Source organism: Pseudomonas sp. LBUM1649 (genome assembly GCF_059716155.1).
In genome coordinates, this window is the sequence record NZ_CP166807.1 from 4,024,834 (window position 1) to 4,051,364 (window position 26,531).

The window sequence follows — 26,531 nt, forward strand, 5'->3', positions numbered from 1 at the left end:
CAAAATCTCCGCAGGTGTCGATCATTGAGATCGCTAACCCCAGTGTCATCACAACCGAAAGTATTCGCGTGACGATGTACCGATTGATTGGGTGTAGAACTGGGCACGGTTCAATTCCTCTCAAGCGAGCCGCATGTTTCCGCTACGACCATCTGCGCTGCTATTTCACGACCCCTAACCCCGCCCAATACTGCTTGAACGCGGACGCCTCGACTGCGAACGTCCCGTCCACGACTGCCTGGCTTATTGGGCGCCACCAGCTGACATCCCAGAGCCAGGCCGTCCCCAAGAGGTTCTGCACTGTGGCTTCAGTATTTCCCCACGGATTGCGCAGGATGATGTACTTGCGGCCGTCGCGGTAATCCCAGCCCAGAATCGTGTAGCAGTGCGACCCGACAACGTTCGCATCGACGTAGACGATCTTCTTCGGCGCCGCATCGCCCGATGAATACGTCCACGCGGTCATAGGATTGAATGTGCGGTGGCCGAGAGAATTGGCGCGCACGATGTCCCACAACGCGTCAGCACTGTTGTCTGCCGAGTTGTGATACTCGCGTCGACCACCAGTCAATTGCGCCGTCGCCCACACGCAATCGCCCCAGGCAGTCGACAGAATGTCGGGATGGTCGCTGGTGATACCCGTCTTCAGCTTCGCATACGCCTTTTCGTACACGGCGGGCCAGATTTCCCCGGCCTCGCTTGATCGTGCATAAAGGAAGCCGCCGCTCGCGGTAAGCGGTACGGTATCCGTGACTTCGATCTCCTTGTCGATCTGACCGCCGCTGTCCGGCTTGAAGAACTGGATCAGGTTGGTGAATGACTCTTGAGCCTGCCCCGTCGTGCGCGTGAGGTGCCGAATACGAAACGGCATGGCCCACGCGACCGCGGACAAGGCAGCGATGAAATAGCAGTTGGCGACAGCGCCCTGGATAGGATCGAAGTACTCAGCGGTCTCGTTGAAGAAGCGTCCAGCGTCACCCCACGTCGAATCCGGTGGGGTCCAGTCGGAGGATTTGCCGACGGTCTGCGGGTCTGGTGCGACTTTTGCCAACACCGATTTCGAGAACACTCGGGCCAGTCTCTGCAACCGATCATGGCTGGGAAGCCGCAGGACCAAGTGCATTTGATTGCCAACGACTTCGGCGCGCAGCACCACAATCGAGCCCACATCCTCCATCTTGTAGCGTGGTCCCAGGTCCGCCAGCCGCTCGATCATGGCGATCGAATCCAGCGGCACCTCAAGGTCGTTGGCAGCTACCGTGAACTCGACGTCGAGCAGCGGGCTGCGCGCCGGCACCAGTTTCATCCGCTCGTCGAGGCGCAAGCCAACATAGAGCGGACCTTCGTACTTGGGATCGAAGAGCTCCTCGTAAGGTGTCTGCAGAATAGATTCGAGGAGCCGTGGCGCGTCCTTGACCTCCTTCCATTTGATCCGGCGACCGGAAACTACTTCGGCGAGCGCATAGGGGTTGATCACCGCAGATGAGATAGCGACCTGCTCTTCGGGATTCGTCTTGGTCATGACAGTTCTCCTTGCAGTTGCCGTTGTCTATATTTGTGGTCTGTCCCCTTTTGCCCTGATTACTCTTCCCGTTCCGCAGACCGCATTGCCTCTATGGCCCTCCGATTCCCATAATTACGCTTGGATCGCTATAGAATTCATTCATCTCTTCTTGGCGACCAGGATGCCTCTCGTTCATGTATTCGTCATACATCCCAACCCCCATCAGGATTGTGCCGATACCACCAAGAGCTGCTGGCACCAGCCTTCTTAGGGCGAGGAAGATGCCCAATTCTTTAGCGGCTTCTTCGTGCGTTTGCGCTTGCCCAACTGAAAGCACCACCCCGGCCGCATTTTCCGCGGCAGCCATTTTGCTTGGCGCACTGCCAGGCGACTTTTGAGTTTCGGCAACGGGCGCAGTTGCGGGTGATGACGCTGCGCCAGTCGGTTTGGATGACGGAGAGAGTTCTGTATTTGAAGATTGTTTCGACGTAGAAGCTGGGGCTTGAGCAGGAGCCAGAATTTCAGCCTGAGCAGGACCAGCCGGTAAGGTATTTGGCTGTTGCGCCGGAGGAGGCGTATGCGGAGAACCCGATTGGGAATGAGCCAATTTGAGGATCTTCGCCAAGTTCATTATGACTGGCAACTCGTTTTCCGTTATGACATGTAGCCCTGCTTTCACCTTATCGCCAACTTTCAACCCAATTCGGTCTAGATTTTTTCCACCACGAATCTCAATCTCCCCACCCTCCATTACGGCCTTTAACCCACCCTTCTTAAGTTGGTTTTCTGTAAACGCTTTCGCCCTTGGATTGCCTACTACGGTAAGTGCTTTTTCGGCCAATTTCTCCTCTACGTAGTAGTACTGCCCATTCACTTGAACAATTTTGTCTGGTTTCAACGTTATGGTGGCGCCAACGGAATTTTTTGTTTTAACCGTTACTTGTTCTGCAAACGGAACCCCTGACTGTTCAAGTATTTCTGCATTCGGCCGTTCGACATTGACCTTTTCGGTTTTCTTTCCTTGCATACCCTTAGGATCGACAAGGCGAGTTGGGCGATTGGCGACATATACATATCGCGAAGTGCTATCGACTATTCCAGCCGGGTCCGCGCTTGCCCACCTACCCAGCGATGGTCCGTAATACCTCGCCCCGTGGTAATACAACCCACTCTCCTCATCCCGCTCCTTCCCCGTATACCGATACCGTTTCGCCGCCTCCGTCTGGCTGCGTACCGCCTGATACGTCGAGCTGCCATAGGGCGCATATTCCTCGTATGAAACAATCTGCGCCTGCTCATCCAGCTCCAGACTGCTTGATCCGAGGTGGTTGCCGAACTGGTAGCGAACCAGACGCTGAAGTACATCCTGCTCATCGCCCAGCGTGCGCATCTCCACCAGCGCGATGCGCTGCTTGTCGTCCATCACGTGCAACGTCTCGCGCTCCAGTTTCGGGGTGCGTGCGTTGGCCGGGCCCTGATAGCTGCGAAACACCTCAAACCCACCGAGATAGATGCGCTCGTCCTTGATGCCGCCGTTGTTGGCCAGTTCCGTCACCTTGCGCACGCGCTGCCCTGAGGCGTCATAGACATACCAGGTACGCTCGCCGTGGCGCTCGGCTGCGCCCAAATCATCGTCGTTAACCTTCTGCCGCTGCGTCATTTGCAGTTGATCCTTGTAGTCCCACTGCATCGAACTCAGTTGCGGCATGCCCAGCATGTTGCCGTGGGCATCATGGCTGTAGGGCTCGGGCACGGCGGTGCCGACGGTTGTGCGGCTCAGGCGGTTACTCTGCTTGGCGGGCTCGATCAGGCTGGCTTCGCCGTAGGTATAGGCGCGCGTCCAGGTCGCCATGGCGGCGTTGTCTCGCGCGTGCTGCATCTGCAGAAAGTTGCCGACCGCGTCATAGACGTAGCGTTCGGTATAGCGGCCCATCGCATTGAGGTCGTTGGGCGAGAAGCGACCGGGTGGATTGGCGCTGAGGATCCCTGCGCGTCCGGAATCGTTGTAGGAGTGCGGGATCGGGGCTCCGGCCTGCCCGAGGTGCTCGCGACCTTCGGCCTGAATCAGTCGGTAAAGCGAGTCGTAGACATAGTCGTTACTCGGCTCGATGCGTTGGTTTTTGAAGTAGATAGCCTGCTGCGCGTCGTCGCGGATGTGCGTGATGTTCCCGGCAGGGTCGTAGGTGTAGTGCAGGTTCTGCACCTGCTTGCCAGGCCAGTTGGGGTCAACGGCCTGCGGCTCATCGCGGGGGAAGTCCGCCGCCTTGCGCTTGGTCAGCAGTTGAGAGAGGCGCAAGGTGAGCGGGTCGTAGCGGTAGAAGGTGCTTGCGCTGTTCTTGTAGTCGATGCGTAGACGCTGGCCTTTGGCGTCGTAGTCGATGTTGGCCACACCGACCAGTGACGGCGCTTCGGCGGTCGGGTTGAGCAGCTTGTCGGGTTCTGCTGCACGCTCCAGCCACACGTCCACCCGCTCCAGCAGGTTGGCTTCGTTAAACACCGGCTGGATGACGTTGAATTTGCCGCGACCCAAGCTGCTATGCGGTGAAATGCTTTGAATGGGCCGGTTGAGCGCGTCGTAGCAGGTGCTGCCATCGAAGGTTTCGGCATCGCGTTCCGGTGGAGGATTGCGTGACCAGTCCGGGATGGACTTGTAGTCGCTGACCAGTTGCCGCGTGCTGCGCTGCAGATTGCCCTTGAAGTCGTAGGCCTTGGTCGGCTTGCCGCTGGCATCGAGCCGTGCATTGGTGGCCACACCGGCGCAATCGAAGTGCCGGACGATGCGGGTGCGCAGGTTGAGGGATTCAGCGTTGGTCAGTGATTCACCGTACTCGATCCTGTCGACCAGGATGTCGCGATTCAGCGTGCGTGGGTCGGAGTCACCGGTCGTGCCGCGCACGGTTTGCTCAACCGGGCGGCGCAACGCGTCGTACTTCGTCGTGAAGTTGTGACCGCGACTGTCCCAGGCGCGAATGGGCTTGCCTGTCACGTCGCCCAGCATCCAGCGCGCTCCGGCCTCCATGCTGAGCTGATAGATACGATTGCCAAGCATATCGTAGGCGTACTGCATGACGACGCGCTGCTCAAGCGGCCCGAGCGGCAGGTTGTCAGCGTCGGGCAACTTGCGCTCGTCGAACACCCTGCGTTGGTTGCCTTCAATGTCCAGCTCGACGCGGGTGCGGAAGTCTTCGTCGGGCTTGTTGTGGAGCAGATGGCCTGCGCAGTCCACCCGGTTGCGCGCCACAGTGAGAAAAGGTCGGCCCAGGGCGTCGAAATGAGCGGTGGTGGGCGTATCGGCGTGGCCGGCGGCGCGCTCCGCGGCCGTCGTTTCGTTCTGGCGATCCTCGGCGGTCGGGTAGCGATCCGCAAAGGCTGCGGCATGAGCTGGCTGGGTTCTCAGCTCGTGCCATGTGGGCAGGTAGTCGGCGTTCGGCAGGCGACCGAAGTAGCCGGCGACGTGAGCATCGCAAAGCGGATCGTCGGCGCGCACATGCAAGAGAACCGTGTCGTTGACGTCGAAGGTCGTTTGCTGCCAGGGGTCGAAAACCACTTTCTCCCATAAGTGATTGGGATGCAGCGTGGCGACGACGCGCTCGGCCGGATCGTAGAACAGCACCGGGCTGACACCCACGCGTACGTCGAATTCGAAGCTATGGGTGTCGGTGAAGAAAGGCTCGTACTGACGGACCGGCTTGCCCTTGTTGTTGAACACGGTCCAGCCGCTACCGACCCAGCGCGGGCTAGCGTTGTTGGATGTCATCACCGGTTGGCCATCGGCACCGACGATGACTTTGCCGGCTGCGTTGCGCTGGGGTACCGGCCCGGGCTCGGCCTGGATCTTCTTCTGGATCTCGCGACCGAAGCCGTCGGAGTAGCTGAAGCTGATCTGGAGTTTGCTCTTGGTCCCCTGCCCCAGGTCGCTGACGTGGGTTTCGCGCGCGATGGTGGCAGCGAACGGCGGTTCGCCCAGGCGCATGTAACGCGTCAGGTCATAGACGATGCGCGTCGTCGCGTTGGCGAGCAGGTCGTGCGCGGCCTGACTCGCTTGGCTGCTGGCCGGCGTCGGGCCTGCTTCACGGGGCTGGCCGATGAAGGTGTCGAGTAGTGCCTGGGACGGATCGGGCGCGAACAGGCCATCGAGCCGGTCGCCCTGGCGCGGGTTGTCGGTGGGCTTGGACATGACGGCGGTGCCGACGACCATGCCGAGCGTGTCGAAGGCGACAGCGGTCTGGTTGCGGTTCGGGTCGCTGACCAGGCGCGGTTGCAGCACGCGGTAGTCGATGGCATCCACCGTGACCCGGTTACCGAGCGCGTCACGCGTTTCTGTCATCAGCAGGTCGTACCTCGGTTTCGTCGGATCGGCAGGTTTGTCGAAGGTCACTGTGGCATCGCTTGCGAAGGGATCGCTGTAGCGGCGTAACAGGAAAAAATGGGCCCGTGCTTCAGCGAGTTCGACGGGGGCGGCCACATCGTCCGGGTGATAGAACGCCCGGCCCGACGCAATCCACCAGTGGCCGTCGCCGTCCAGATCGACGTAGCCGCCCCGGTCGCCGCCAGCACCGCCAAGGACGGCGTCGGGTACGGGCAACAGCGGTTGGCCGTTGCGCTGGTAGACCTCGGTCAGCAGCCCCGGCGTGAAAGCCAGTTTGTAGTTCTCTCCAGGCAGAGCCAGCCGTTCCAATTTCTCTAGCGGGAGCAGTGCCCGCGGGTCGTTCCGAGTGGCGCCGCAGTCATCGGGGCGGTAGAGCTTGCGTACGCACTCGATCAGTCGGCGGAAGTACTTCTCGCTCTGCGCTTCATCGTCGGCGGCCGCCTGCCGGGCCTTGTTGAACTCGATATCCTCATAGTCGACGTCATGGCCGCCATCGCCTGCCTGATTGATGTTATCCAGCATGGCGTCGAAGCCATACATCGCCAGCGTGGCACCGCTTCGTTCCTGTTGCGGTTTGCGCAACTCGTAGGTGCGCGTCTGCGCTGGAAGCGGGGTCCGATAATCGTCGGCCTGGTCCGTAATCGCGTTGGTGAAGCTGTTCTCCGTGCCCGTGATGTGGATGAGCCGTTGCATCAAATGATCCGCAGGCGTGAGCGCCGGATCGGTTGCCGGGATCAATCGCCCATAGCCGATAGCCGCCTGCTTCAACACATTGCCGTATTCATCCACTTCCAGCGTCAGCGCGTGCTGGATTCGCGGATCCCTGCGCTCGCGCTCGTAGTGGTAGGTGATGGCCTCGCGCGGGTGAGTGAAGAAAACGGCGTGGCGATTCGCACCGCGGGGCTGCAGCAGGCGGATGGTGAAGTTCTGTTCCGTGACGGTGTAGGGGTGACCATAGGGATAGTCGGCCTCCACGCCCATGCCATCGAGCGCATAGGTCTCCTGCCGCAGCATCATGCCCTTGAGGGAGCGTACCGCTTCGCGCTCCTCCTCCAGGGTCAACCCCGGTGGAAGTACCGTATCGGGCAGCAGTCGCTTCTGCGCCTCGTCATCCTTGCCTGACCAGGCCGGCTCACGGTAGTACTCGCCCCGATCGGCGCCATCCAGCATGCCGGCGAAGTAGTTGGAGACACGGTCCCGCATGCAGTAGACCCCGGTGTGAAACCAGGTTCTGGTCAGCACCGGCGGCACATGCGAGGTTGCGTCGATGTTGTCGGCAGGCGCCTCACCATCGGCCAGGGCGGCGAACTGTTCCGTGTCCCACTGCTCTACCATGCCGAAACCACGGAATTCGCGCTCCTCGCAATCAAAACAGCCGTCGTGGTAGGCATAGAGGGTGACGAAGCGGTTGCAGCTGATGGGATCCCAGGTCTCAACGCGGTCGACCACATGCACCGCGAACGGCAGCCGCGTAATCCAGGGTTTGCCGTCGAACTTGTCCTGTAGGTAGAACTTGGTCGAGGGGGCGTAATGGATGCGAGTTTCGGCACCGAGATTGTTCCTGACCGCGGTCAGAAGGTGAGGCTTCTGCTGCGCCATTTCTCGTTCGCCTGCAGCCCCGTCCTTCCTTGCTCCTCCCATCAGGTTGACGTAGCGCATCGGCCGCTGCGCATCGCCCGGCAATGGCGAAGACCAGACCAGGCAGGCAGTACCATTACCGAGCAGGTCGGTGGGCACGATACTCACCAGATCATCGATGCGCGGGAACACCTTCAGTGTATGGGGCTGGCTCCAGCCGTTGCCCGATTGGTTGAAGTACAGGCGCACGCCATCGCAGTGCAAGTAAATAATGTCGGTGGTGCCGCTGCCATCGATGTCGGCCAGACGAATACGCTTGTTGTCGAAAAGATCGCAATGGTCGAAACGGGCCGAACCACCCTCCTTGTCCTGGAACGCCATAGTGACTTTGGCACCGAAGCGGCAGTAACCAAGGTTTGGCCAATAGCAGATCTCGCTGTTGCGGATGCGCACCAGGTCGGTGAGGCCGTCGCCGCTCATGTCGGCCAGGTAGATGGACTGCGTGCCATCGGCGAAGACGATGCGTGGACCTTTCTCTTCGTCGAGCGCCTGCGCAACACGTCGTGCCGGGCCGAAGCCCTCTTCGGCGAGCGAGGCGTGCCAAACCAAAGCGTCATCCTCGGAGATCAACACATCAGCGTGGCCGTCACCGTCCAGATCGACGAACTTGAGATTCGGGTCCCGAAAGTCGCGGTTGAGTCGCGAAGTGAAGGGGCGCAAGGGCTGCCAGCCCTCCTCCTCGTCATGCTCATAGAGGCCGGGGGTGGGGCCTTCCATCAGAACTACATCGGGCAGGCCATCGCCGGCCAGGTCCATGATCTCCGCTCCGGCGCTCAGGGTGACGTTGGGCTTTAGGGCGACGGTTTCGAGCGGTGCGAAGCAAACCTTAACGTCCTCTGCGCCGTCGGCATGTGGTTGTGGTAGCGGACTCAAGTTGCGCTTGTAGTACCAGGTGCCGGCCTGCTCGGTAAGGATGCCGGGGATGCCCTCGCCGTGAAGGTCAGTCCAGCGGTAGACGCTGCCGTCCAGGCCGATGGGCAGGTTTTCCAGGCTCGCTGGATCAACCTCTTCGACGACCTCCTGCACGATGGGTTCGGTGTATGTGAACTCCACCGGTGGCAGGCTACGCTGGTCATAACCGCCGTTGTTGCGTCGATAGCCGGTTTGCGTGACAGCGTTGAGGAAGGTGTAGACGGGGTTGCGTGCATCGGCAGGAGCGACTTCGTCCGAGTAGGTGAAATCGGTCGAGCGCACCAGGCAATTGCTCTCCACGCCGGCTTCGCCCGGGAAGTGGTGGAACATCAGGACGCGCCGGCAGATCCGGTAGGTGCGTACTTCGAATCCGGCACGATAGGACGAAAACGGATCCGGACGGGCGGGCCAAATGGCCGCGTCCTTGGGTGTCGGCGCGTTGGCGTCGTGCTCGCCGAAATCGAACACGACTTCGAACATCCAGGCATTGCTGCCCTCATCGCTGAGGCGCGCGGCAGCCGGTTCGGGCCAGGCCGCATCCGCCGTCAAGGCCGGGAAGTACGGCGATCGATTGCCATAGCGGATGCATTTGAGATAGCGCTGCGTCTTGCGTGTCTGCTCTGTTCGGTTGCGCTCATGCACCTTGGGTACGTTGCGGCCAGGTAACACCTCGAAGATCCGTGCCGAATCTTCGACCTTGTAGCCGTAGGCGATAGCGTTACCTTTGTCGTCGTGGCTCTGGCAGATCAGCCAGCTGAAGATGCGACCAGGATTGGAGGGGTCCGGGTCAGCGATGCGGCTCTCGGCCGTGCGGCCGTACCAGGTCGTAATGTTGTCCTTCGAGATCGAGCGCCAGAATACATCGGTGGTGTCGGCGGTGTTCGTCCAGCGCTCAATGCGCGCGAACAAGCCCTCAATGCGTGGCCGGTAGCAGCGGATATTGTAGGTCTTGCCATCGACCGTCCTGTGTGTGGGGGCATCCTGCATCAGGACGGACACCAGGTCTTCCACACCGGAATGGATGAAGACATCCGAATCGTCAGTGTCGTGATACTGCGGCAATCCCTTGTCGGTCTTGCGCGTGATCGACGGTAAGGAAAGGCTCCAGCCAAAACCGAAGGGACCATTGCCGGCACCGGAGTCATAAGAGAGTGAAAGTAGCGGCCCGAAACCCGAGCGACCAGGACTGGTGGCGATGGGTACAGACATTGAGCCGGTGCCGGTGACGGGGTTGGCGGCGAACTTCTCGCCCATGCCACGGATGGCGCCGCCGCCTTTTGGCAGTTGCAGAGTGGGGGCTTGCACACCGAAGTTTGATGCCCCTTTTGAGTCCTGGCCATCCGGCGGACGTTGCGCATAGTCGCCCGAGCTCATCTGGCGCGTCCTTGGCTGATGTCCGCTGACAACATTAGCCAGTTGCCTGAATCAGAAATTTGCCCGACTGCAACGCGCCTTGCCAACGACCTGGCAGCGACTGGGTAGCCTTTTCAACGTTTAATCTGCTCATGTGTTTTCACGGTGCGTGCACCCCGCAACCAGCGCATTAACCGATCTACTGATCTGGCGTATGAGTCTAGAAAACAAGTGATTGCGGGTTAGATTTTTTAGCGATTGATCCAATCTCTGAATTGCACCGAGCTTCCAGCCAGTGTCAGCTCTGGCTCCGCACTCGGATGTTGGTTGTAGTCAACCTGGGTGGCCGATACGGGTCGGCCGCAGCCGGTGGTAATAGGTAGAGATCGGGCAGAAGCTGCCTGTCGAAGCGTCTAGAAAATCCGGGGCGATTCATTCAGAACGTAGACGGCAAAGCTCAGCATTCTGCTCTGAAGTTTTCAGTCCTTTTAAAACCGTCCGTGGAAATGGGGTAAGACTCTCACAAGCTGTGCTTAACTATTATTTCGGCGCTTGCGGAACGGACCTGACTTCTTAATGCAACGTGGTGTGTCTTACCTTTCCATCGGGCGCCCTCCTTCCTACACGCCGCAGTAGTTTCAGGCGGTCGCAAATGTCAAACGTTGAGCGTCCACATGGAGAGATCAACCATGGCCACCAGCGACTCCCTCGTCCCGAGCCAACCAAGTGAGCGGACGACAAAAGTTATCTTGCCTCTGATAGGAACTGCCTGTGCACTCTTGGCAGCGGTTTTATCTGCCTACGTCTTGTACTTCACAAACGACAAGACAGTCATGACTCTCCAACAACTAGAAGAAATCAAACTGAAACAGGACCAAACTGAACAAGCTATCAGGTCGAGCCAATTCAACCGAGAGTCCGAGAGGCAATACGTGGCCCTCGTTTACGCTGACCTCATATCAAAAGACGCAGTGCGTCAGGCTGCTGCTATCTCTCTATTGGAGATCCTTGAGCCCGAAACCAGCCTGAAGCTCCTCACTTGGGCCCAAAAAACGGGCCAGATTCTCGATGAGAACAAAGCAAAAACCAGTATTGCTGAGTCAAAACTGGAGTCATTACAAGAAAATTCCAGGTTCAGAATTTTTTTGCACAGTGGCACGGCCAAGAACCGAACTGTTCCCGATTTCGATGCAATCAAGAAGGTGCTAGCAGTTCAAGGCTTTTCAATCTTGGGAGTCGATAACAAGTCGGACGATTTCGGGCCCGGCGTCGATTACTTTGACGACGGCGACAAGACCGGCGCGCAGGAGGTGGCAAAGGCGCTTGGCCAACTCTCGACGAACAACCCTGTCGCAATACCTGTGCGCAAGCAAAGCGCGGCGCAACGCGCAGGGACACTGGGCATATGGTTTTAGACCGCGCCTCGGTACTTGGGTTTTCAACAGAATCGGCCGAATGTAGAAAACGCAAAATCACGCTGTACAGCCGAATGAACTCTAATCAGCGTATACCGTTAGCATTCGTCCAGTGCAAAACCGAAATCCTCGCTGGACAGTTGAGCCGCTTCGTTAAGCCGCTGGCGCAGTGCGGCGGTCAGCTGCCGCTCCACTTCCCATGGGTCCGATAGGGCAGCTAGCTGCGGTGCCAATTGCGGCGACAGGCTCATCAACGAATGATTGAGCGAACGTGCCGTCTCATAAGCGGCCTTCTGCACAAAGCTGATCTCCACAAGTTCTCCCTGCGCCTTGCGAAACTCCATCTCCGCCATCCGCGCCAGGTAATGTTCGCGATGCGCACGCGCCTTCTGAAAGTCCGCTGGTAGCCCCTGGGCAGTGGGCTGCGGCGCAGCCGTGTTAGTCGGCTCGGATTGCGCTGAGACGTGACTGTACACATCACGCTGAAGCCGCTCCTGTTGGTGGCGAGCAGCGACAGCAGCCTTGCTCGGGTCGGCGGTATCGCGGATCAACACTTCGGTCGCCAGCACATCGACCTGTTTGCCATTGGGAGACAGGACCAATCGGCCGTTCTCCTTCAGCCAGGTGATATAGCTCGGTGACCGGCCAATGTGCGCAGCGAAGGCGCTTTTGGACAGGTAAATGGCTGCGCTCATCAGCCCTCCTTTAGCGGTTTTTCAATGAATCTTTTCAAGATTTCAGTGGATTGAAATTTCAGTAAGCTGGCAGGCCTCCCACTAACACGATCCCGCGGGTTTCCGACCCCGTGTCTTTTGAAAGTCCTCAGGGTCCCCGGCGCTTTTCGGTGGCCCGGGCTGCAGATCCACCCCGCTCGACTAGCATCTGTTGACGATCTGTCAGAGGGAGAGAAGTCATGGAAATGATTGCCGTGCGTTCCAGTGCGATGACTGCCGTTGGCTACGAACCAACAACAAGACGAATGAGGATCCGCTTCGAACAGGGTCACTCTTACGATTTCTGCAATGTCCCGGCGGCCATACATAACGGCTTGATGGCCGCTATATCCAAAGGCGTCTACTACAACCAACACATACGTGATCGTTATCAGTGCTGAGCGCCCTCTTCCATTTGGAAAGACGGACATCCCTGCAAAACTTTCAGCTAGAGAGAATCCGCGAGTTCGATAACCCGTGTAGGGGGCGGCCCTCGGGGAGGACCCGTGAAATCTGCGCCCCCGTCCGGCCTCCTCGGCTCATGCCTTCGGTTCCGCCTCGCTCAGATCGAGCCGCTTGGCTACCCAACGTTCGTACAAACCGATGGCGACATCGGCGCCGGCCATCGCAGTCAGGCAACCCAAGGCGCCCGCTGTCCAGATCGACAGGCCCGCGCCAAACAGCAACATCATCGCTGACACGCCGCAGACGATGCAGGCACCGGAGCGAAGTGCGAGGCGGCGCACCAACGCCCAGCCTCGTGCCCCATCCTTGTCAGCGCGCCACATCTCGCCGGACACGCCGCCAACCAATGACAGGGCAATCACCAACCAGATCGGCATCTCTGCCAGCGCCTGTTGCTCGTTCGTCATTGCCCTGCCCCTTAAACAAAAAGACCCGGCGCAATGGCCGGGTCAGGTGGTGGGTGGCCTGCCGCGCTTTACGGTCGCACCCATCGAAGATGGCCCCTTTTTACAGGTCGATTCTGTTGGCAGCAAGACCGTTTTAATGCCATCCGGTGAATGTGTGGCTTACGCCCGGTGAACGGCTGGCGAATGTCGGTGAATATCTATTCCGGCTTTCTTTTGCTGTTATGGCGTCCCATGCGTCCCACCTTCTTAAAACAAGGTGGGACGTCTGAAAGCCCCGTAGATTGGGCCTTTGCCCCACCGTCCTACTTTTATCTCTCTTTTCTCGTGTATAGAGAGAATATTTAAAAACACGCGTGCGCGTGAACACGCGCATTGATGCCCGCTACGCATACACGGGCGGGAGTCATGAAAAAGGTGGGACGGTGGGACAGCCCAACAACGACGCGGCCTGCGCCCGTCCCAACACCGCAAAAAGCAGTGGGACGGAGGCAAGCCGGTGGGACGGCGTGAGCCAGAGTAATGCCCACGATCAAGCTGCTTCCCCCAGGAGGAAGTGCTCGACCACGATGTGAGCGTCATGCAGGCGTTGGTAGTAAAGGTTGCGTGTGCAGCCACTGACAGCCAGACGCGCAGTCAAAGGCGCATCAGGCTGGAAGTAATGCACCTGCACCACCGTCATCAACTCGGGATCGAGGCGTTTCTTGACGATGCGCTCGATGTCCAGGGAGGCTTCCAGCGGCACCCTGCTCCCGCGCCTTCCGCGCACAAGCTGACCACCGCTTTCCATCATCATCGCGACCATGTTGCCGCCCGAGTAACCGGCGGCCACCTCATCGCTGTGCAGCTCCTGCGCCCATTGCTTGAGGGCCATATCGATCGCCTTAATCATCGAAGCACGGCTCCTCAAACTCAGGCTGTTCCAGCGCAGGCGCCCTGCCCCAACCCTCCGGTTTCTTGTACGCCCAAGGCCGCTGACCGCTCTTGCTCAAAGCGCCCAAACGGAACCGTCGCCAGCCCAGTCGATGCAGGATCGCACCCACGCGCATCTGCTCCGGTTTGCCCCAATGACCGGGATCGAGCTTGAGCGCCTGACTCATTACCTCACTGCCGGTGGTGGTCTCGCCGATTTGCGACTCTTCGAGCCAGGTCAGGATTGGCGTTTCCCATTCGTCCACCACAAAGCGTTCGTCCTGTTCCTCGCTGAACATTGGCGCCTCCTCTCGCGTTACCCACCAGAGGTCGCCGGCCTCAAAGCAGAACATCGCTTCGGCCCACAGCTGGTCGCGGATCTCGCGCAGCAACGCCACGTCGACCTTGGTACAGGCCACCGGCCAATAGCGGCGGTTGCCGGTGGCATCCTTGAGGTACTCGTCCTGGTTGGTGGTACCGACGAAGACACACTGGCGTGGCACGTCCAGGGTTCTGCGGCCATAGCTTTCGCGGTAGGTGTCGGTGGACGCCGAGAAGAACTGTTTGGCCTTGGTGCTTTCGGCCTTGTTGAAGCTGTCCAGCTCGCCGAGCTCAACAATCCACTTGCCACGGATTGCCTGAAAGCCGTCCTTGTCGCCGAGGGCAAACGGCGTGTCCATGAACCACTCGCCGCCGAGCACGCTCATGGCGGTCGACTTACCGGCGCCTTGTACGCCTTCGAGGATCATCACCGAGTCCGCCTTGCAGCCGGGTTTCATCACCCGCGCCACGGCCGAGATCATCCAGCGCTTGCCGACCTTCGAAGAGTAATCAGTAGCCTTTACGCCCATAACATCCGTCAGCCAGCTTTCTAGACGTGGTACACGGTCCCACTCCAGCTTGCGCAGGTATTGGCGCACTGGATGAAATGCATGGTCATGTGCAACGACGCTCACCGCCTCGATCACATGTGAGGCTTTCACCCGCAAGTTGTACTGCTGCGCGAGCCACTTCATCACCCGCACATCATCAATGTCCGCCCAATCACCCATGCCGCCGCCATAAGGTGCAGAGCGCAGCTTTACGATCTTCGAGCTGAACGCGCTGTAGCTGATCACCCCAGCCCAGCGCTCGTCGTGAGCGAGGATCAGTTCCACGTTCTGCATGTGCGCGATCAGGGCGCCGCTCTCGCTGCGGGCGAGCTGATCTTTCCAGCCACCAGCCGCCGGTGGACGCACCACGGCCAGCACTTGTCGGCGAACTGCGTCGAGGCCCTCGGCGACGTGTAGGTCGTTGAAGTCGGTCCACTTGTCGTGACGCTCAATCGAAAAGATCGGCGCGACCACCTGGGCGCCGACGATCAGGGCCGCATTACTCGCTTTCTCCTCGCCCGGGTTCCACGCATCGCCATTGGGCTTGGTGGTCTTCCAGTCGTCATCGCGGCAGATGATCAGCGGGCAGCCGGCAAAGCGTTCGCGCATGACCTTGCACACGGCCAAAAGGTTGCCTGCATCGAAGGCCACCGCTACCGCAAGCGACGTCGCCATGTGCAGGCTGGCGCCGGTGGCGTAACCCTCACACACCAGCACCGGTTCGCCCGGTACCGGGTGCGGACCGAGCAGGTGGAATGTGCCCTCCTTCGCCATCCCGTAAGGCCAGTAGGATTTGTCGCGGCCGGTGTCTTCCTGCTTGTTCGGGAAGATCACCTGCAGGCCCATGATCTGATCACGGGCATTGTTCATCGGCACCAGTACGGCGCCGGTACGCGGCGCGTAACGCACCTTGATACCAACAATCTGCTTGCGGTCCAGGTAATCGCTGCGTCCGGTGGTCGGCATGCGCTCGAACAAACCCTGCGCCCTTTTCGCGGCCCGCCGCGCAGCGTTACTCGCGATTTCGGCGGCGCGGCGCTTGGCTTCTTCCTGGCGGGCACGCATCACTTCGCGTTCTTCCGGCGACATGCGACCGGCCTTGACCTTGATTTTCTGCGTCTCGCCCGAACGCCAGTCACCGAAGGCGCCGAAGATCAGCGTGTCGCCCTTCTCCGTGCGCTGCTCGTGGACCACGTACCAGCCGTTCTTTTCCTTGCCCTTGTCCTGCGATGTCTTGCAGCGGGTCAGCTTGCCGAACACCAGCGGTTGCGCTGGCTCCAGACCGTAATCGGCGAATTGCCCCAATACCTCAACGAGCATGCTGAATCCCCCGCTCAGAGAGGGCTTGGCAACTGATGCACTGCGAGCAACCCGGTTGGGCTAAGCGGCGTGCTTCCGGGATCGGATCGTCACACGCTTCACAGAACAGCAAAGAATGGGCAGCGCTTTCTGCTTTGGCAGCGCTACGCGCGGCCATGGCCTGATCGATGCGTTCCTGCACCAGATCATTGGCGAAATCGGCGATGTCAGCCACGGTCAGCACCTCGCGTCGTCTGGTTGACGTAGGTGGCGCGGTTGAACAACCCCAGCAGCCCTTGAATACCTCGGAACACCTGCAGACGAATCGCCGCCAGTTCCTGATCAGTCACCACACCGTCACCGATGCTCTTGGCCCAGGTCTCGGCCAGATCGGCAACCTGGCGGAAGTATTCGGCGATACCCGTGGTCAGGGTCTCAGGCATGTCGTTGGTGTAGGTGTCGGCCAGTTCCTGCCAGACCGTGTCGCCGACCAGCGCATGCACCGCATCAAGAATGCGGCGATCCTTGGTCAGTTCGAGGATCTCACCGAATTCCTGAATGTTGATGGAGTGGCTCGGATGGGTTGGCGACAGCTTGTGCTGCAACGTTGTCGGGTTGCGACCGGTTGTAGCAGCGATAGCAGCAGCGCCGCCCGGGTAATCGCGAGCGGCGTGGTACAGCGCTAAATCGAGCGGCAGGATTTCCCGCTGCGCCCGTTCCAGAGAACTGAGAGCAATTCGGCTCATGGCATTAATCCTAAAAGTTGCCAGTGCCGCGCGACAGAAGTTGGTGATACATTTGCCGCGTGGTCTGGAGAGGCCCAAAGCCGGCTAGGTTCGTAGGACCAACACCGGCACCGTGCCGGGGCGAACAATCCGTTGTTCACCCCTGGCGCAACAGCTGCCAGCTCTGTGGTAAGAACGGCAGCAACACCAAGGCTTCCGAGCCTTGGAAACGCGATGAAAGTCGGCGGCATGTGGTGTGCTCGCCTTCCGACATCGCGACCCGACCGCATTGTGGTGATGCTGTCGGGAGAAACTGGGCGACCCTTGGGTCGCCTTTTTTCTATGCAGCTTGTATTTCAGCGTCGGATTCGGCTGGGAATATCTCCGGTAAATCCGGCCTAAGCTGGTGAGGTAGCAGCGCTCCAGAAAGTGCTTTCGACAGATGTCGGACCTGTGCGACTGGAATACCTCGTCGACGCCAATTAAAGAATCTCTGAGGGCTGATTTTGCACTCTCGCGAAAGCTGGGAAGGGCTTTTGCCAGAGGCCTCAGCAACCTGCAGTACCAAATCGAATATCTGAGCAGGTGTACTCATGACGTTACTCATACCAAACAAATTGAACGACAAGACCAAACAATACGTTTGTTATCATCTGAATGCAAGCGCTGTAACATTCTGTTTATGAGTAAACAAACGCAAAACCTCAAAGGCCAACGCTTCCGTGAAGCACTCGAAGACTCCGGATTGACGGGGGCCCAGCTCGCTCGAATTCTCGATCTCGAGAACGACCAGAACATTACGAACTGGAAAGCTAGGGGCGTCCCCGCGTATATGGTCGGCGAAGTTGCGCTGACACTTGTCGTGGAGCGCGAGTGGCTGGAAGGGAAAGATGTGCCAATGCGGACTAAGAGCACTGAGCGAAACCCAATACGCCCGGCTGCTAACGATTCGCCGCTTTACGTGCTGGAGCCAATGGCTCCTTGGGACTCAGAAACACCGATAGACAATGACGAGGTGGAGCTAAGGTTGTACAAGGAAGTGGAGTTATCCTCGGGCCCTGGAAAGGTCGCGCGTACTGAGGTTCAGGAGATCGCTGGGCCGAAGCTTCGTTTTTCACGAGCTACGATGAGGACCTGCGGAGTAGATCCCTCAAATGCTGTGTTTGCCACCAATAGCGGGAACAGTAATCACCCACTGATTCTTTCGGGAGCGACAGTCGGCATCGATACGGGAATGACGCGAATCGTTGATGGCGAAATGTACGCAATCGACCACGACGGGCATTTTCGAATTAAGTTTCTTCAACGTACTGCCAACGGCATCAAGATGAGGAGCTTCAATTCAGTTGAATACGCTGACGAAGACTACGACTTCGATCAGATCATGGCTCAAAGGGTGGTAATTCTTGGCCGGATATTTTGGTGGTCGTCGATACGCCCATTGAAAGGCCCCTCTCTGATTTAACACCAAACAAAATGTGTTGACCAAAAACCAAACAGATTGTTTACTTGCCTCACTCTCCAACCACAGTGAGGCAACACCATGCGCGCCACCGCATCCCTACATGTCCATCCGGCATGCGTCAGCAATCGAAAATTGATCGAACAGCTGCAGCTCGCGACGGGCTGTCTGGTCGTCATTCATAACAGCAAACTCAAGCTTGTCGTCAAGTCCTGCCAGCCCTCTCCTATCGATCCGAACGGTGGAGGGCACGCGGCATGATCAAGTACAAAATCGACAACCGCACCCTGCAGTTGCTCAACGCCCAGGTCAATCTGACCGAGACCTTCAACCACGTCCTGCGCACAGCACCGAAGCGAGAATGCCTGGCATTCCGTCTTAGGTCTGAGCGCGGCACAGTGGAAAGCACCTTTGTCGTGGAGCTGGGAAGCGAACGCCACACGCTGACCCTGCCAAACGACAAGAAGATGCACCTCAAACTGGCCGACTTCATTGAAGAGATTGCCAACGGTCCGTTCGACGCGAGCAACTCCAGCGACCTGGTGCATCTCCCGCATGCCCATCGTCAATACGGCCGTTTTGAGGTCCAGGACAAGCAGCGCGTGTTCGAACTGGTGCTCACCGGTGGCGTGCTGAGCCTCGACATGGGTTTTGAACTTCCCTTGCATGTGGCGCTGCATCGCACCCATTCGCGCCGCGGCGTCACCGCCATCTTGAGCATCGGCAGCAAGAGCCCGCACACGCGCTGCTTCACCTTGTACGACCCCGATGCCGAGATCTACGCAAGGCTCATTGAGTCCATCAACCACCTAGCTGCAGCAGCCACTCCAGCTGCGCACGCAGCATGAGGAGGACGCTATGGAACGCACCCTCGCCCAAGCAGCCGCTCAACTCGGCCTCACTCGCCCCAAACTGATCGCTCTCATGCGGGAAAAAGGTTTGCTCAAGGGAAACCTGCCGGCGGACCCGAAGCGCGATAAAGCGTACCTAGGGGTCAAGGACAGCCCTTGGTACGACGAGAAGCACGGAATGCAGTACAGCCAGTCGACCCGAGTCAAGCAGTCCGGTATCCGCTGGCTGGCCGACCAGTTGGACATCGATCTTCCCGCCATTCCGGCAGACCGCCGTGACGTGGCCTAGGGAGTACGCCCGCCAGATCGTTGCCATGCGCACACGCGAGGAGCGTAACGCCGCGCTCCTCGAAGTGCCCGAACATCTGCGCGAGCTGACCAGACGCCACTGCCTGAACGCCTGGAACCACCCGGCACGACAACAACGCAAGGAGGCTCGACAAGGCCATGAGTAACGCTGCACAGAATCCGCTTCGCCTGCATCCGGCGCCCGAATCGGCCACGGTCGAGCTGCTGTATCGCATCTTCGGTGACGTCCTGATCCCGCTGGAAAAAGTACGCGAGCAGTACTTTCGCAACCTCAACGAACAGTCGTTCGTGACGGAAATCAACAACGGCCGGATCCAGCTTCCGATCACCACACTGGACACCAGCCGTAAGGCGCTGAAGTACGCTCACATCCGCCACGTCGCCTCGCTGATCGACATCCGCGCCTACAAGGCCGACGAAAGCATGCAACGTCAACAGGGCGAGTCCATACAAGCAGAGACGAATATAGAAAGGCATAGACATGGAAATTCATAGCGAAACTCTTGCCGAGGACGAGTTGGCCGCAATCACCGGATATCAACGGCCTTCATTACAGTTGGACTGGCTCAATCGAAATGGCTGGAAATACGTACTTACAGGCGCAAGGCGACCCGTTGTTGGCCGCGTATACGCCCGAATGAAACTGTCCGGTGTGAAGCCTTCATCTGAAAATATTGCGACTGAAGTCTGGTCGCTAGATCTTTCACGCGTGGGTTGAAAATGCGACCAAGAAAAGCAGCAAATCGGGATCTACCACCTCGAATGATCAGGCGGGTTAGGTCAATGAAAAATGGCTCTGAGTGGGTCGGGTACTACTACGACGGAAGGGATGATCAAGGGAAGAGGAAGGAAATCCCTCTGGGTGGCGACTTGGATGTCGCCAAGGCGGAATGGGCAAAACTCGATTGCAAGCCAATTCCGCAAAAGAACACCCTGCTGGGAAAAGTTTTCGACAAATACGAAGCCGAAATCATTCCAGGGAAAAAGCCTAGAACCCAAAAGGACAACTTGCTTTCGCTGACACAGCTGAGGAAAGCATTCAGTGATGCGCCAATAAATGCAGTTACACCGCAGGTGATAGCCCAGTACCGAGACAAGCGGACCGGGAAAGTTCGGGCGAACCGCGAGATCTCACTACTCTCGCACATCTATAATATCGCCAGAGAATGGGGTATCACGGACAAGGAGAATCCAGCCTCCGGAGTACGCAAGAACAAAGAGACACCACGTGACTTTTACGCTGATTCTACAATCTGGAATGCCGTGTATGGCGCTGCCGTGCCAGAACTCAAAGACGCCATGGATTTGGCCTATCTTACTGGCCAACGTCCTGCTGATGTCCTGTCCATGCGCGCTACGGATCTAACCGAAAGCTTTTTGCAGGTTGCCCAGGGCAAGACTTCAAAAAAACTCCGCATCAGACTCGATGCTGGCGAGACCGTAAACGGCTTAGGTGAACTGATAGAAAAGCTTCTTGCACAACGGAAGGCGCGTGCAGTACGAAACCCATACTTGATCGTCACTGAGGACGGACGCCGGGTGACTGCACCAATGCTGCGCCTTCGGTTTGACGATGCGCGAAATATTGCCATCGCCAAAGCTCTAGAAGAAGAGGATGCGCAGCTCGCTTCGAACATCCGGCAGTTCCAGTTTAGGGATATCCGGCCTAAGGCAGCCAGCGAGATTGACGACCTTGGGCATGCCAGCAGACTGCTTGGGCATACAGATAAGCGTATAACAGAAACGGTCTACCGACGCGTCGGTGAGATCGTGAAACCTACCCGATGAACCCGACGATCGATTGATTTTATATCCGAGTTTTCTTAACCGCCGGTCTTTCTCGAAGCACGGATCTCGTCCAGACACGTACATTCGAGAAGGACAGCTTTCGGCCAAGAGCGGACTTGCCCAATATCGGGAGCTGTTGCAGGACATGACATCACCGCTTTGCGCAAGTAATCTGGTGTGAAGCGTTCCTGATTTTCCAGACACATCTGAATGGCTACGAAGGGCAGATTGTTGCTGTCGATCAGCGAAAGCTAGAGGCGATTTCGGCCGGCGCTGACCGGCAGCATTTGACCGATTTTGGCCCGTTAGATCCCTGATCAGAACGGCCAACATGCGCAGCAACGATGTCAGATTTCTTTACCCCAAGAGAACGCGGTTGCTAGTGATCTAGAATTAGACGATTTTCTTGCCTATGCGCCCCGACCCTCCTTTTCGACCTTCAATTCGAGTTCATGGGCCTCGGCAACGCCAACACCGACTAACCGCCCAAGAGCGCGATCGATACGGGCGCGCAACGGATGCACGGGCGCCAGCAACCCCGGCTCCTCAATGATCGCCGCTTCCAGCCATTGGACTACTTTCCGTCCTATACTCAAGTCGATCCACAGTCCCGGCGCCTGTGTGCGACCAAACCAAGCCTCGGTCGCTTCGAGCAGGAAGTCGAGGTGACGCGCGCGTGTCGCAACTAGGAGCAGGTTCATCGTGCACTGAGCCACGAAGGCTGTCGGGCCGCCTGGCAGCAGCGGTCTCATCGCTGGCAGGAGCGGGTCGACGCGGTCGAACAACACGGGCGGCAGATAACTCTTAGTCTCGTTGAACGGGTCGTAAGTGTTCAGCATCATCTTCGCGACGATTCCACCGCTCTGCATGTCGATCCGTGAACTGGCCGGATCATCGGCATATTGCCAGCTGTGGAGTGCCATCACGCGTTGCGCCAAGCGGGCACGCAAATCGGCAGGCCGTGCGGCCGGACACTGCGGATCATTGCAATAAAGCGCGTCGGCCGAGTGGATGACAGTCTGCGCGACCTTGCCGAATGGCTCGTCCGGCAGATCTGTCACGAGTTTCAGATCAGCTTCGAACGACCCATTGTTGGCGTCCATCAGCCGCTCGGCGAACAGCGCGTAGTAGTGCATATTCCAGTCGTGCGGATCGTGATCAATCTCGATATCTACGGGCAGACCGAGCCCGTTCATCCGAGCGGTCCAGTCGACATAAGCCTCGACCACCTCCTGCCGCCAATTCGTTGACCGCTTGGGCGCGGCTTGGACCATCGCCAGCCATTGCGCTGCCGACTTGCTGTTGACGTGGATGATCGATGATGGCTCGGCGAGCGCAGACTTGATCGTCTCTTCTTCCCCGAACTCTGCCGACGTGTCGAGTCTAGGAACTTTGAGGCGCGAGCTGCGCCGCAGAATCGGAAATTCCTCGGGCCAAGCCGGCCATGCAGGTTCGGCCTCGCCATCCAGCCAGGCGATCTCGGCGGCGACTGCGGTATCGACCGCCTCGGTCCGCTCAGCGTCGAAGCGCGTATGCTTTGCCTCGTCTTCTTCGTCGTAGCTCTTCCAGCGCCAAATCATGCTTGCGAACGCAGCGCGCATTGCTGCCTTGAAGAGCTTGGGCTCGGTTTTTAGGATCCGCCCGAGTCCGGCTGAGAACGCCGGCACCGCGTTGCGATCCGCGCGCGTCGCGAACCGGATTAGCGCGTTCCGGTCCATGTCACTCCCGTTCCGGGCCCAAAGATTGATCAGAGTAAGAATGGCGATCGCGGGCCGATTGAAGCGCAGCGTATCCTCTGATCCGGTGCCGTGATCGGAATGCTCCTCGAGCGCGATTGCAACAACCTGACGGACCCACGCATCCTCGGTAGCGAGCAGACTGTCGTCACCGTCGCGAGCCACCAGTAAGGCCGTCGTGATCAGCCGGGTTGAGCGCGACTTTAGATAATCGGTGTCACTATCGTCGGGAAGGCCGCCACCCGCGTAGGCGACCGCCTCGCGCGCCGTCTCGGCGGTAGCGTATTTGCCTTTGCCATCTATCGCCAAATTGATGCGCGATTCGATCTCGATTGAACGAGTGCGTGCGACTCTCTGCTTCTCCATAATTTCGAGATGCGCAGCCTCGTCCGCTGGGGGTCGATACCTTATTTTTTCGTCTCCGATGTCGATCCAGTTCGATCGCTGCAGCATATTGTTGGCAAACCGTGCGATGAACCGCGCGTCAGTCATGTTTGAGTAGGATTGAATGGGCTCGAGGCCCGCGACCGCGGCACCCAGCTGCTCGCGCAGGCTGTTTGCTACTGGATCGTCTCCCAGATAAAAGTGGACCACGTCGAACAAGGTCGCGCGTCGCGACGGGCGCCCCGCCAAATCAGCGAGCTTGACCTTGTTCTCCGGCTCCTTCCCGATCGCGAACTGATCAAACCCGGATCCTAGATCACGGTTCCGACGCAATTGGTCGGTGGCCAGTAACTCCGGGTCCGCTATGAACGGCGCCAATGCATCGCGCGCAACGTCGAAATGTGACAGCAGCACATCCACCGCTACTAAGACGTACGCTGCACAGCCGCCCTCGGGCCCAATGATATCGGCGAGCACATCCTCGACCGGTACAGCATCATCGAGCCTTTGTTGGCTCCAGGCTTCCAGCGCCTTGAGTCCGCAGGCTGCAGAATATTCACGGCATTGATCCCGCGACCAGAGATAGCTGTCTATTCGGGGAAAGAAGCGTGGACCATCGCCGAAATTGACGGTGACGCCAGGATTTCCCGACGCGCGTGCGTCGGTGCTGAACGCGATCGCCTCAGCGACCAATGTGCGGATCAACTTCAATCCTTCGGCGGGCGCGGACTCCAAAAGATCGAGAAACGGGGGCTGCGCCGGCGAGGCAGGCAAGTAGCTGCTGTCGGCGAAGGTGAAGGCCTGCTCCATTATTCGGTAACGGCGGCCGCGCTGTTTCTGTGTGTGGAGGAGGCTCGCTAATACGAGTTCCGCTAGTTCGGCGGGCGCAACCGGCGCGATCACTTTCGAAAACTGTCGGATTGCATCGACCTTGAAGCTGTTCCGCTCAATGCCTACCTGCCTGAGATAAGCTTTGAGCTCTTCAGGTGCGAATTTTCCGAGCATCATAGAGATCATGCGTAGTTGCTCGATCATGCTACTTCGCCCGTCACTCGCCGCCCGCCCAAGATTCCGTTCATCCGGGATCGTCACATTGGCGTCGCGGACATCGAGTTGTCGTAGCCAGCCAAATAGCATTACAGCAATTTGGCGGGCGAATACCTCAACATGCTCGAGGAGAGAGAGCTGTATTTTGACCAGCTCGACCACGGCGCCGATCGCCGACATCGAGATCTTGGTCGAATGCGCCAGCACCCAGCGCAGCACCCGGGGGGCTGATCCGGTGACATCGGTCCGATGGAAACGCGGCAGGTCGACCTTGGCCCCGTCCGGCGCCGTTATCAGGTCAGCCGTAGCCACCGTCTCGACTGCGGCAATCGTCGTACACAATTCGATGAGGAGAGCCGCCCCATCTGCAAGCAATCCTGTGCTGCACTTTTCGAGCAGTTCGTATCCGGCCTCCGAACGCGACAAGGCAAGGATCGCCTGACGTCGCCATGCCCCATGCGCGCCGGGGGGCGAGAGTTGCCCGAGCAGTTGGATCAACCCGCTGCAGTCTGCATCGGACTCGAGAGCGAGGCGGGCGGCGAACTCGATGCCGCGGGCAACGCGCGGTGAGACCGGCACGCTCATGTCTAGAGCGGCCAGAAGCTGGGGGTTTTCGGCGATATAGTTGCCTATCGCCCAGTCGCGCAACACGTCATGATAGAAGTCTAGGCGGTCGCGCTGCACTTCCCTCAGCGTCAACGCCCTCATCAGATGCGAACGCGCCGCCGAATCTTCTGCGACTTCAAGCCCTCTTTCGCACTTCAGGGCGCTGCCGGCGAGTGCTGCCATCAGCCGCTGCGCGGCGCGAACGTCGTTTGCAGCCGCACCGTCCGCGCTCCTCCACCAGAAACCGGCCATAGCGGCCTCGGTCCGGATCCCTGTAGCGCTAGGTACCTTCAGAAGCCGGGACAGCCGGTAGAGATTTCGGGTAAGCCCGGCGGCGGGATGCTTCGGGTCCAGCAGCGATCGGAGATCCGGTGCTTGATCGACCAGGGTCGCAACTTCACTCTTCGACAGCGGCCCGATTTGTATCGGGTACGCACCACCCATTGCGGCAACGATCTGATCGTCGAGCCAGTGTTCAACATCGGCATTGCCTGCCGTTCGCGTGGTGGCGATCACCCTGAAGTCCGGGATCGCGCTCGCTGCCCTAATGAGCTCGGCGATTGTGCGCTGACGCCCGACATCGTCGAACATGTCCATGCCATCGATGAAGAGCATCGCCCCCCCGCTTGCGGCCAGTTCGGTCAGGAACTCGACCGCCGATCCCGGGATGCCGAGAGCGTTTGAAAACGGTAGCCAGCCGCCCGGAGGTGTCGCATCCCGGTCTAGGACGATGATTGGAGCATGGCGCGCAACACGCTCGGCGAGATGGCGAAGAACCCAGGATTTTCCGACACCGGGATCCCCGCGGACCTCTACGAAACGATGCGCTTCGTATGCATCGTCCACCGCAGCGACTGCCTCCAGCCGAGGCAAGGACACTCCGGCCACGCTCGTGCCGATATGAGCAAGCGTATTCTGCACGAGCTCTGCAAGTTTGATGCGTGCCTGACCATATTCGCGGCCGCCAGCTAGCCGGAACCCCGCCTCGACGAGATTGGCCACAAGGGCCGTTCGGTCGATTTCACCGCCAGTAGTTCCAGTCTTTATTGACAAGTCGACCAGCCGGCTCCATAGCGCCCCAGCACGGCCAACGTCCTCGTCGGCTAGCGCCATCCGTGCGAGCGCATACCCATATGTTCGGGTGATCGGTGATGTCGCTTCGAAGTCGAATTCAAGGATGAGCATCCGCCGTAATAACCGCCAGATCGCATCGTTGTCATCGGCTACACCGCCCGCGACGAGGTGCTTTCGCGTCGTCGCGACGAAATCGCGCATATCCTTGCTCGCGATGCCCCTGGCGTCTAGCCGAGTGAAGAACGCCGCCGCGCTCTCCATTGTCCGCGCCCATTTGAGTACATCCTGATAAGCGCCGGAAATCTTGCGGCTGGTCCGCTGCGTCGCAATGCCAAGAAGGTGTCGATCCGCCGGAACGGAACCCACCATACTCCGCGCGATCTGGGAGGCGAAGTCTTGATAGACGCTATCCCCCGGCGAGAAAGTGATATCCCGCTTCGACTGAATTTCGAGGATCGAATCACCAGCCTGCCCCACGCCCGAAACGATCAGGTCATCCAGCTTGAATCCTTGCTCTGTGCCTTGAAATCGGACGCTGACGACCCGGGTGTCTGGCATGCCCGGCGCCCGATTGCCCGTCAGTAGGGCGAGCAGATAGAGAGCACCAAGTTCGCCTTCGATATAAGCGCCGGCCGGTCCGCGCGAGGCCGGGCTGGAACCGCACTCCAATTCTGATCTGATCTCCACTTCCAT

At 58.9% G+C, this 26,531-nt stretch carries 19 protein-coding genes; 10 read left to right on the forward strand and 9 right to left on the reverse strand.

The features are described 5' to 3' along the window. Window positions 1–160: 160 nt before the first annotated feature. Both ACA058_RS18555 and ACA058_RS18560 read right to left on the reverse strand, forming a co-directional pair. A complete protein-coding gene (locus ACA058_RS18555; protein WP_497635330.1) occupies window positions 161–1,522 on the reverse strand; it encodes a C2 family cysteine protease in 1,362 nt (453 codons plus the stop codon). A gap of 91 nt (window positions 1,523–1,613) precedes the next feature. Further along, complete coding sequence (locus ACA058_RS18560; protein ID WP_497635331.1) at window positions 1,614–9,797, reverse strand: SpvB/TcaC N-terminal domain-containing protein; 8,184 nt, start codon at window positions 9,795–9,797, stop codon at window positions 1,614–1,616. Between the two features lie 668 nt (window positions 9,798–10,465). On the opposite strand from ACA058_RS18560, the gene ACA058_RS18565 reads away from it, so the two are divergent. Beyond that, window positions 10,466–11,191 (forward strand): hypothetical protein, encoded by a 726-nt coding sequence (locus ACA058_RS18565; RefSeq protein WP_497635332.1) that lies wholly within the window; start codon window positions 10,466–10,468, stop codon window positions 11,189–11,191. 98 nt (window positions 11,192–11,289) lie between these two features. On the opposite strand, the gene ACA058_RS18570 is transcribed toward ACA058_RS18565, so the two are convergent. Next, window positions 11,290–11,886, reverse strand: a complete 597-nt coding sequence (locus ACA058_RS18570; RefSeq protein ID WP_497635333.1) for a terminase small subunit — start codon at window positions 11,884–11,886, stop codon at window positions 11,290–11,292. 218 nt (window positions 11,887–12,104) lie between these two features. Between ACA058_RS18570 and ACA058_RS18575 the strand changes: the two genes are divergently transcribed. After that, a complete protein-coding gene (locus ACA058_RS18575) occupies window positions 12,105–12,305 on the forward strand; it encodes a KTSC domain-containing protein (RefSeq protein WP_497635334.1) in 201 nt (66 codons plus the stop codon). A gap of 138 nt (window positions 12,306–12,443) precedes the next feature. On the opposite strand, the gene ACA058_RS18580 is transcribed toward ACA058_RS18575, so the two are convergent. The 5 genes from ACA058_RS18580 to ACA058_RS18600 all read right to left on the reverse strand — a co-directional run bounded on the left by ACA058_RS18580 (window position 12,444) and on the right by ACA058_RS18600 (window position 16,602). Continuing rightward, complete coding sequence (locus ACA058_RS18580) at window positions 12,444–12,776, reverse strand: phage holin family protein (RefSeq protein WP_134023327.1); 333 nt, start codon at window positions 12,774–12,776, stop codon at window positions 12,444–12,446. 529 nt (window positions 12,777–13,305) lie between these two features. After that, window positions 13,306–13,665: a PA0613 family protein gene (locus ACA058_RS18585; RefSeq protein WP_497635335.1), complete on the reverse strand. Its 360-nt coding sequence runs from the start codon at window positions 13,663–13,665 to the stop codon at window positions 13,306–13,308. Further along, on the reverse strand, window positions 13,658–15,877 hold the full coding sequence (locus ACA058_RS18590; RefSeq protein ID WP_497635336.1) for a VapE domain-containing protein: 2,220 nt from the start codon (window positions 15,875–15,877) through the stop codon (window positions 13,658–13,660). The genes ACA058_RS18585 and ACA058_RS18590 overlap by 8 nt, the downstream gene beginning before the upstream one ends. Next, window positions 15,867–16,091, reverse strand: coding sequence for a TraR/DksA family transcriptional regulator (locus tag ACA058_RS18595; RefSeq protein ID WP_497635337.1), 225 nt, complete (start codon window positions 16,089–16,091; stop codon window positions 15,867–15,869). The genes ACA058_RS18590 and ACA058_RS18595 overlap by 11 nt, the downstream gene beginning before the upstream one ends. Then, window positions 16,084–16,602: a phage regulatory CII family protein gene (locus ACA058_RS18600; RefSeq protein WP_083368989.1), complete on the reverse strand. Its 519-nt coding sequence runs from the start codon at window positions 16,600–16,602 to the stop codon at window positions 16,084–16,086. The genes ACA058_RS18595 and ACA058_RS18600 overlap by 8 nt, the downstream gene beginning before the upstream one ends. A gap of 421 nt (window positions 16,603–17,023) precedes the next feature. Here ACA058_RS18600 and ACA058_RS18605 point away from each other — a divergent pair, with 421 nt between their 5' ends. The 8 genes from ACA058_RS18605 (at window position 17,024) to ACA058_RS18640 (ending at window position 20,991) form a co-directional block, all read left to right on the forward strand. Further along, window positions 17,024–18,046 (forward strand): S24 family peptidase, encoded by a 1,023-nt coding sequence (locus tag ACA058_RS18605; RefSeq protein WP_497635338.1) that lies wholly within the window; start codon window positions 17,024–17,026, stop codon window positions 18,044–18,046. Between the two features lie 78 nt (window positions 18,047–18,124). Then, complete coding sequence (locus tag ACA058_RS18610; RefSeq protein ID WP_497635339.1) at window positions 18,125–18,304, forward strand: hypothetical protein; 180 nt, start codon at window positions 18,125–18,127, stop codon at window positions 18,302–18,304. Further along, complete coding sequence (locus ACA058_RS18615; protein ID WP_497635340.1) at window positions 18,301–18,891, forward strand: hypothetical protein; 591 nt, start codon at window positions 18,301–18,303, stop codon at window positions 18,889–18,891. Before ACA058_RS18610 ends, ACA058_RS18615 begins: the two co-directional genes overlap by 4 nt. 10 nt (window positions 18,892–18,901) lie before the next feature. Then, the gene (locus ACA058_RS18620; protein WP_497635341.1) at window positions 18,902–19,183 is read left to right on the forward strand and encodes a phage antirepressor KilAC domain-containing protein; all 282 of its coding nucleotides are present in this window, start codon (window positions 18,902–18,904) and stop codon (window positions 19,181–19,183) included. A gap of 25 nt (window positions 19,184–19,208) precedes the next feature. Next, window positions 19,209–19,349 carry a hypothetical protein gene (locus ACA058_RS18625; protein ID WP_164486587.1) on the forward strand — a complete coding sequence of 47 codons (141 nt, stop codon included), beginning with the start codon at window positions 19,209–19,211 and terminating at the stop codon, window positions 19,347–19,349. Next, complete coding sequence (locus tag ACA058_RS18630) at window positions 19,342–19,698, forward strand: pyocin activator PrtN family protein (protein ID WP_497635342.1); 357 nt, start codon at window positions 19,342–19,344, stop codon at window positions 19,696–19,698. The genes ACA058_RS18625 and ACA058_RS18630 overlap by 8 nt, the downstream gene beginning before the upstream one ends. Then, window positions 19,685–19,921: a DUF4224 domain-containing protein gene (locus tag ACA058_RS18635; protein ID WP_497635343.1), complete on the forward strand. Its 237-nt coding sequence runs from the start codon at window positions 19,685–19,687 to the stop codon at window positions 19,919–19,921. Before ACA058_RS18630 ends, ACA058_RS18635 begins: the two co-directional genes overlap by 14 nt. A gap of 2 nt (window positions 19,922–19,923) precedes the next feature. Continuing rightward, window positions 19,924–20,991 carry a tyrosine-type recombinase/integrase gene (locus tag ACA058_RS18640; protein WP_497635344.1) on the forward strand — a complete coding sequence of 356 codons (1,068 nt, stop codon included), beginning with the start codon at window positions 19,924–19,926 and terminating at the stop codon, window positions 20,989–20,991. Between the two features lie 410 nt (window positions 20,992–21,401). On the opposite strand, the gene ACA058_RS18645 is transcribed toward ACA058_RS18640, so the two are convergent. Continuing rightward, entirely contained in the window at window positions 21,402–26,531 is a 5,130-nt protein-coding gene (locus ACA058_RS18645) for an NACHT domain-containing protein (RefSeq protein ID WP_497635345.1), read from the reverse strand.

What these genes read in the sequence shown, in the direction of transcription:
- ACA058_RS18555 (WP_497635330.1), bottom strand. Translation starts at nt 1,522, where the DNA reads ATGACCAAGACGAATCCCGAAGAGCAGGTCGCTATCTCATCTGCGGTG.
- ACA058_RS18560 (WP_497635331.1), bottom strand. Translation starts at nt 9,797, where the DNA reads ATGAGCTCGGGCGACTATGCGCAACGTCCGCCGGATGGCCAGGACTCA.
- ACA058_RS18565 (WP_497635332.1), top strand. Translation starts at nt 10,466, where the DNA reads ATGGCCACCAGCGACTCCCTCGTCCCGAGCCAACCAAGTGAGCGGACG.
- ACA058_RS18570 (WP_497635333.1), bottom strand. Translation starts at nt 11,886, where the DNA reads ATGAGCGCAGCCATTTACCTGTCCAAAAGCGCCTTCGCTGCGCACATT.
- ACA058_RS18575 (WP_497635334.1), top strand. Translation starts at nt 12,105, where the DNA reads ATGGAAATGATTGCCGTGCGTTCCAGTGCGATGACTGCCGTTGGCTAC.
- ACA058_RS18580 (WP_134023327.1), bottom strand. Translation starts at nt 12,776, where the DNA reads ATGACGAACGAGCAACAGGCGCTGGCAGAGATGCCGATCTGGTTGGTG.
- ACA058_RS18585 (WP_497635335.1), bottom strand. Translation starts at nt 13,665, where the DNA reads ATGATTAAGGCGATCGATATGGCCCTCAAGCAATGGGCGCAGGAGCTG.
- ACA058_RS18590 (WP_497635336.1), bottom strand. Translation starts at nt 15,877, where the DNA reads ATGCTCGTTGAGGTATTGGGGCAATTCGCCGATTACGGTCTGGAGCCA.
- ACA058_RS18600 (WP_083368989.1), bottom strand. Translation starts at nt 16,602, where the DNA reads ATGAGCCGAATTGCTCTCAGTTCTCTGGAACGGGCGCAGCGGGAAATC.
- ACA058_RS18605 (WP_497635338.1), top strand. Translation starts at nt 17,024, where the DNA reads ATGTCGGACCTGTGCGACTGGAATACCTCGTCGACGCCAATTAAAGAA.
- ACA058_RS18610 (WP_497635339.1), top strand. Translation starts at nt 18,125, where the DNA reads ATGCGCGCCACCGCATCCCTACATGTCCATCCGGCATGCGTCAGCAAT.
- ACA058_RS18615 (WP_497635340.1), top strand. Translation starts at nt 18,301, where the DNA reads ATGATCAAGTACAAAATCGACAACCGCACCCTGCAGTTGCTCAACGCC.
- ACA058_RS18620 (WP_497635341.1), top strand. Translation starts at nt 18,902, where the DNA reads ATGGAACGCACCCTCGCCCAAGCAGCCGCTCAACTCGGCCTCACTCGC.
- ACA058_RS18625 (WP_164486587.1), top strand. Translation starts at nt 19,209, where the DNA reads ATGCGCACACGCGAGGAGCGTAACGCCGCGCTCCTCGAAGTGCCCGAA.
- ACA058_RS18630 (WP_497635342.1), top strand. Translation starts at nt 19,342, where the DNA reads ATGAGTAACGCTGCACAGAATCCGCTTCGCCTGCATCCGGCGCCCGAA.
- ACA058_RS18635 (WP_497635343.1), top strand. Translation starts at nt 19,685, where the DNA reads ATGGAAATTCATAGCGAAACTCTTGCCGAGGACGAGTTGGCCGCAATC.
- ACA058_RS18640 (WP_497635344.1), top strand. Translation starts at nt 19,924, where the DNA reads ATGCGACCAAGAAAAGCAGCAAATCGGGATCTACCACCTCGAATGATC.
- ACA058_RS18645 (WP_497635345.1), bottom strand. Translation starts at nt 26,531, where the DNA reads ATGGAAGTGGAGATCAGATCAGAATTGGAGTGCGGTTCCAGCCCGGCC.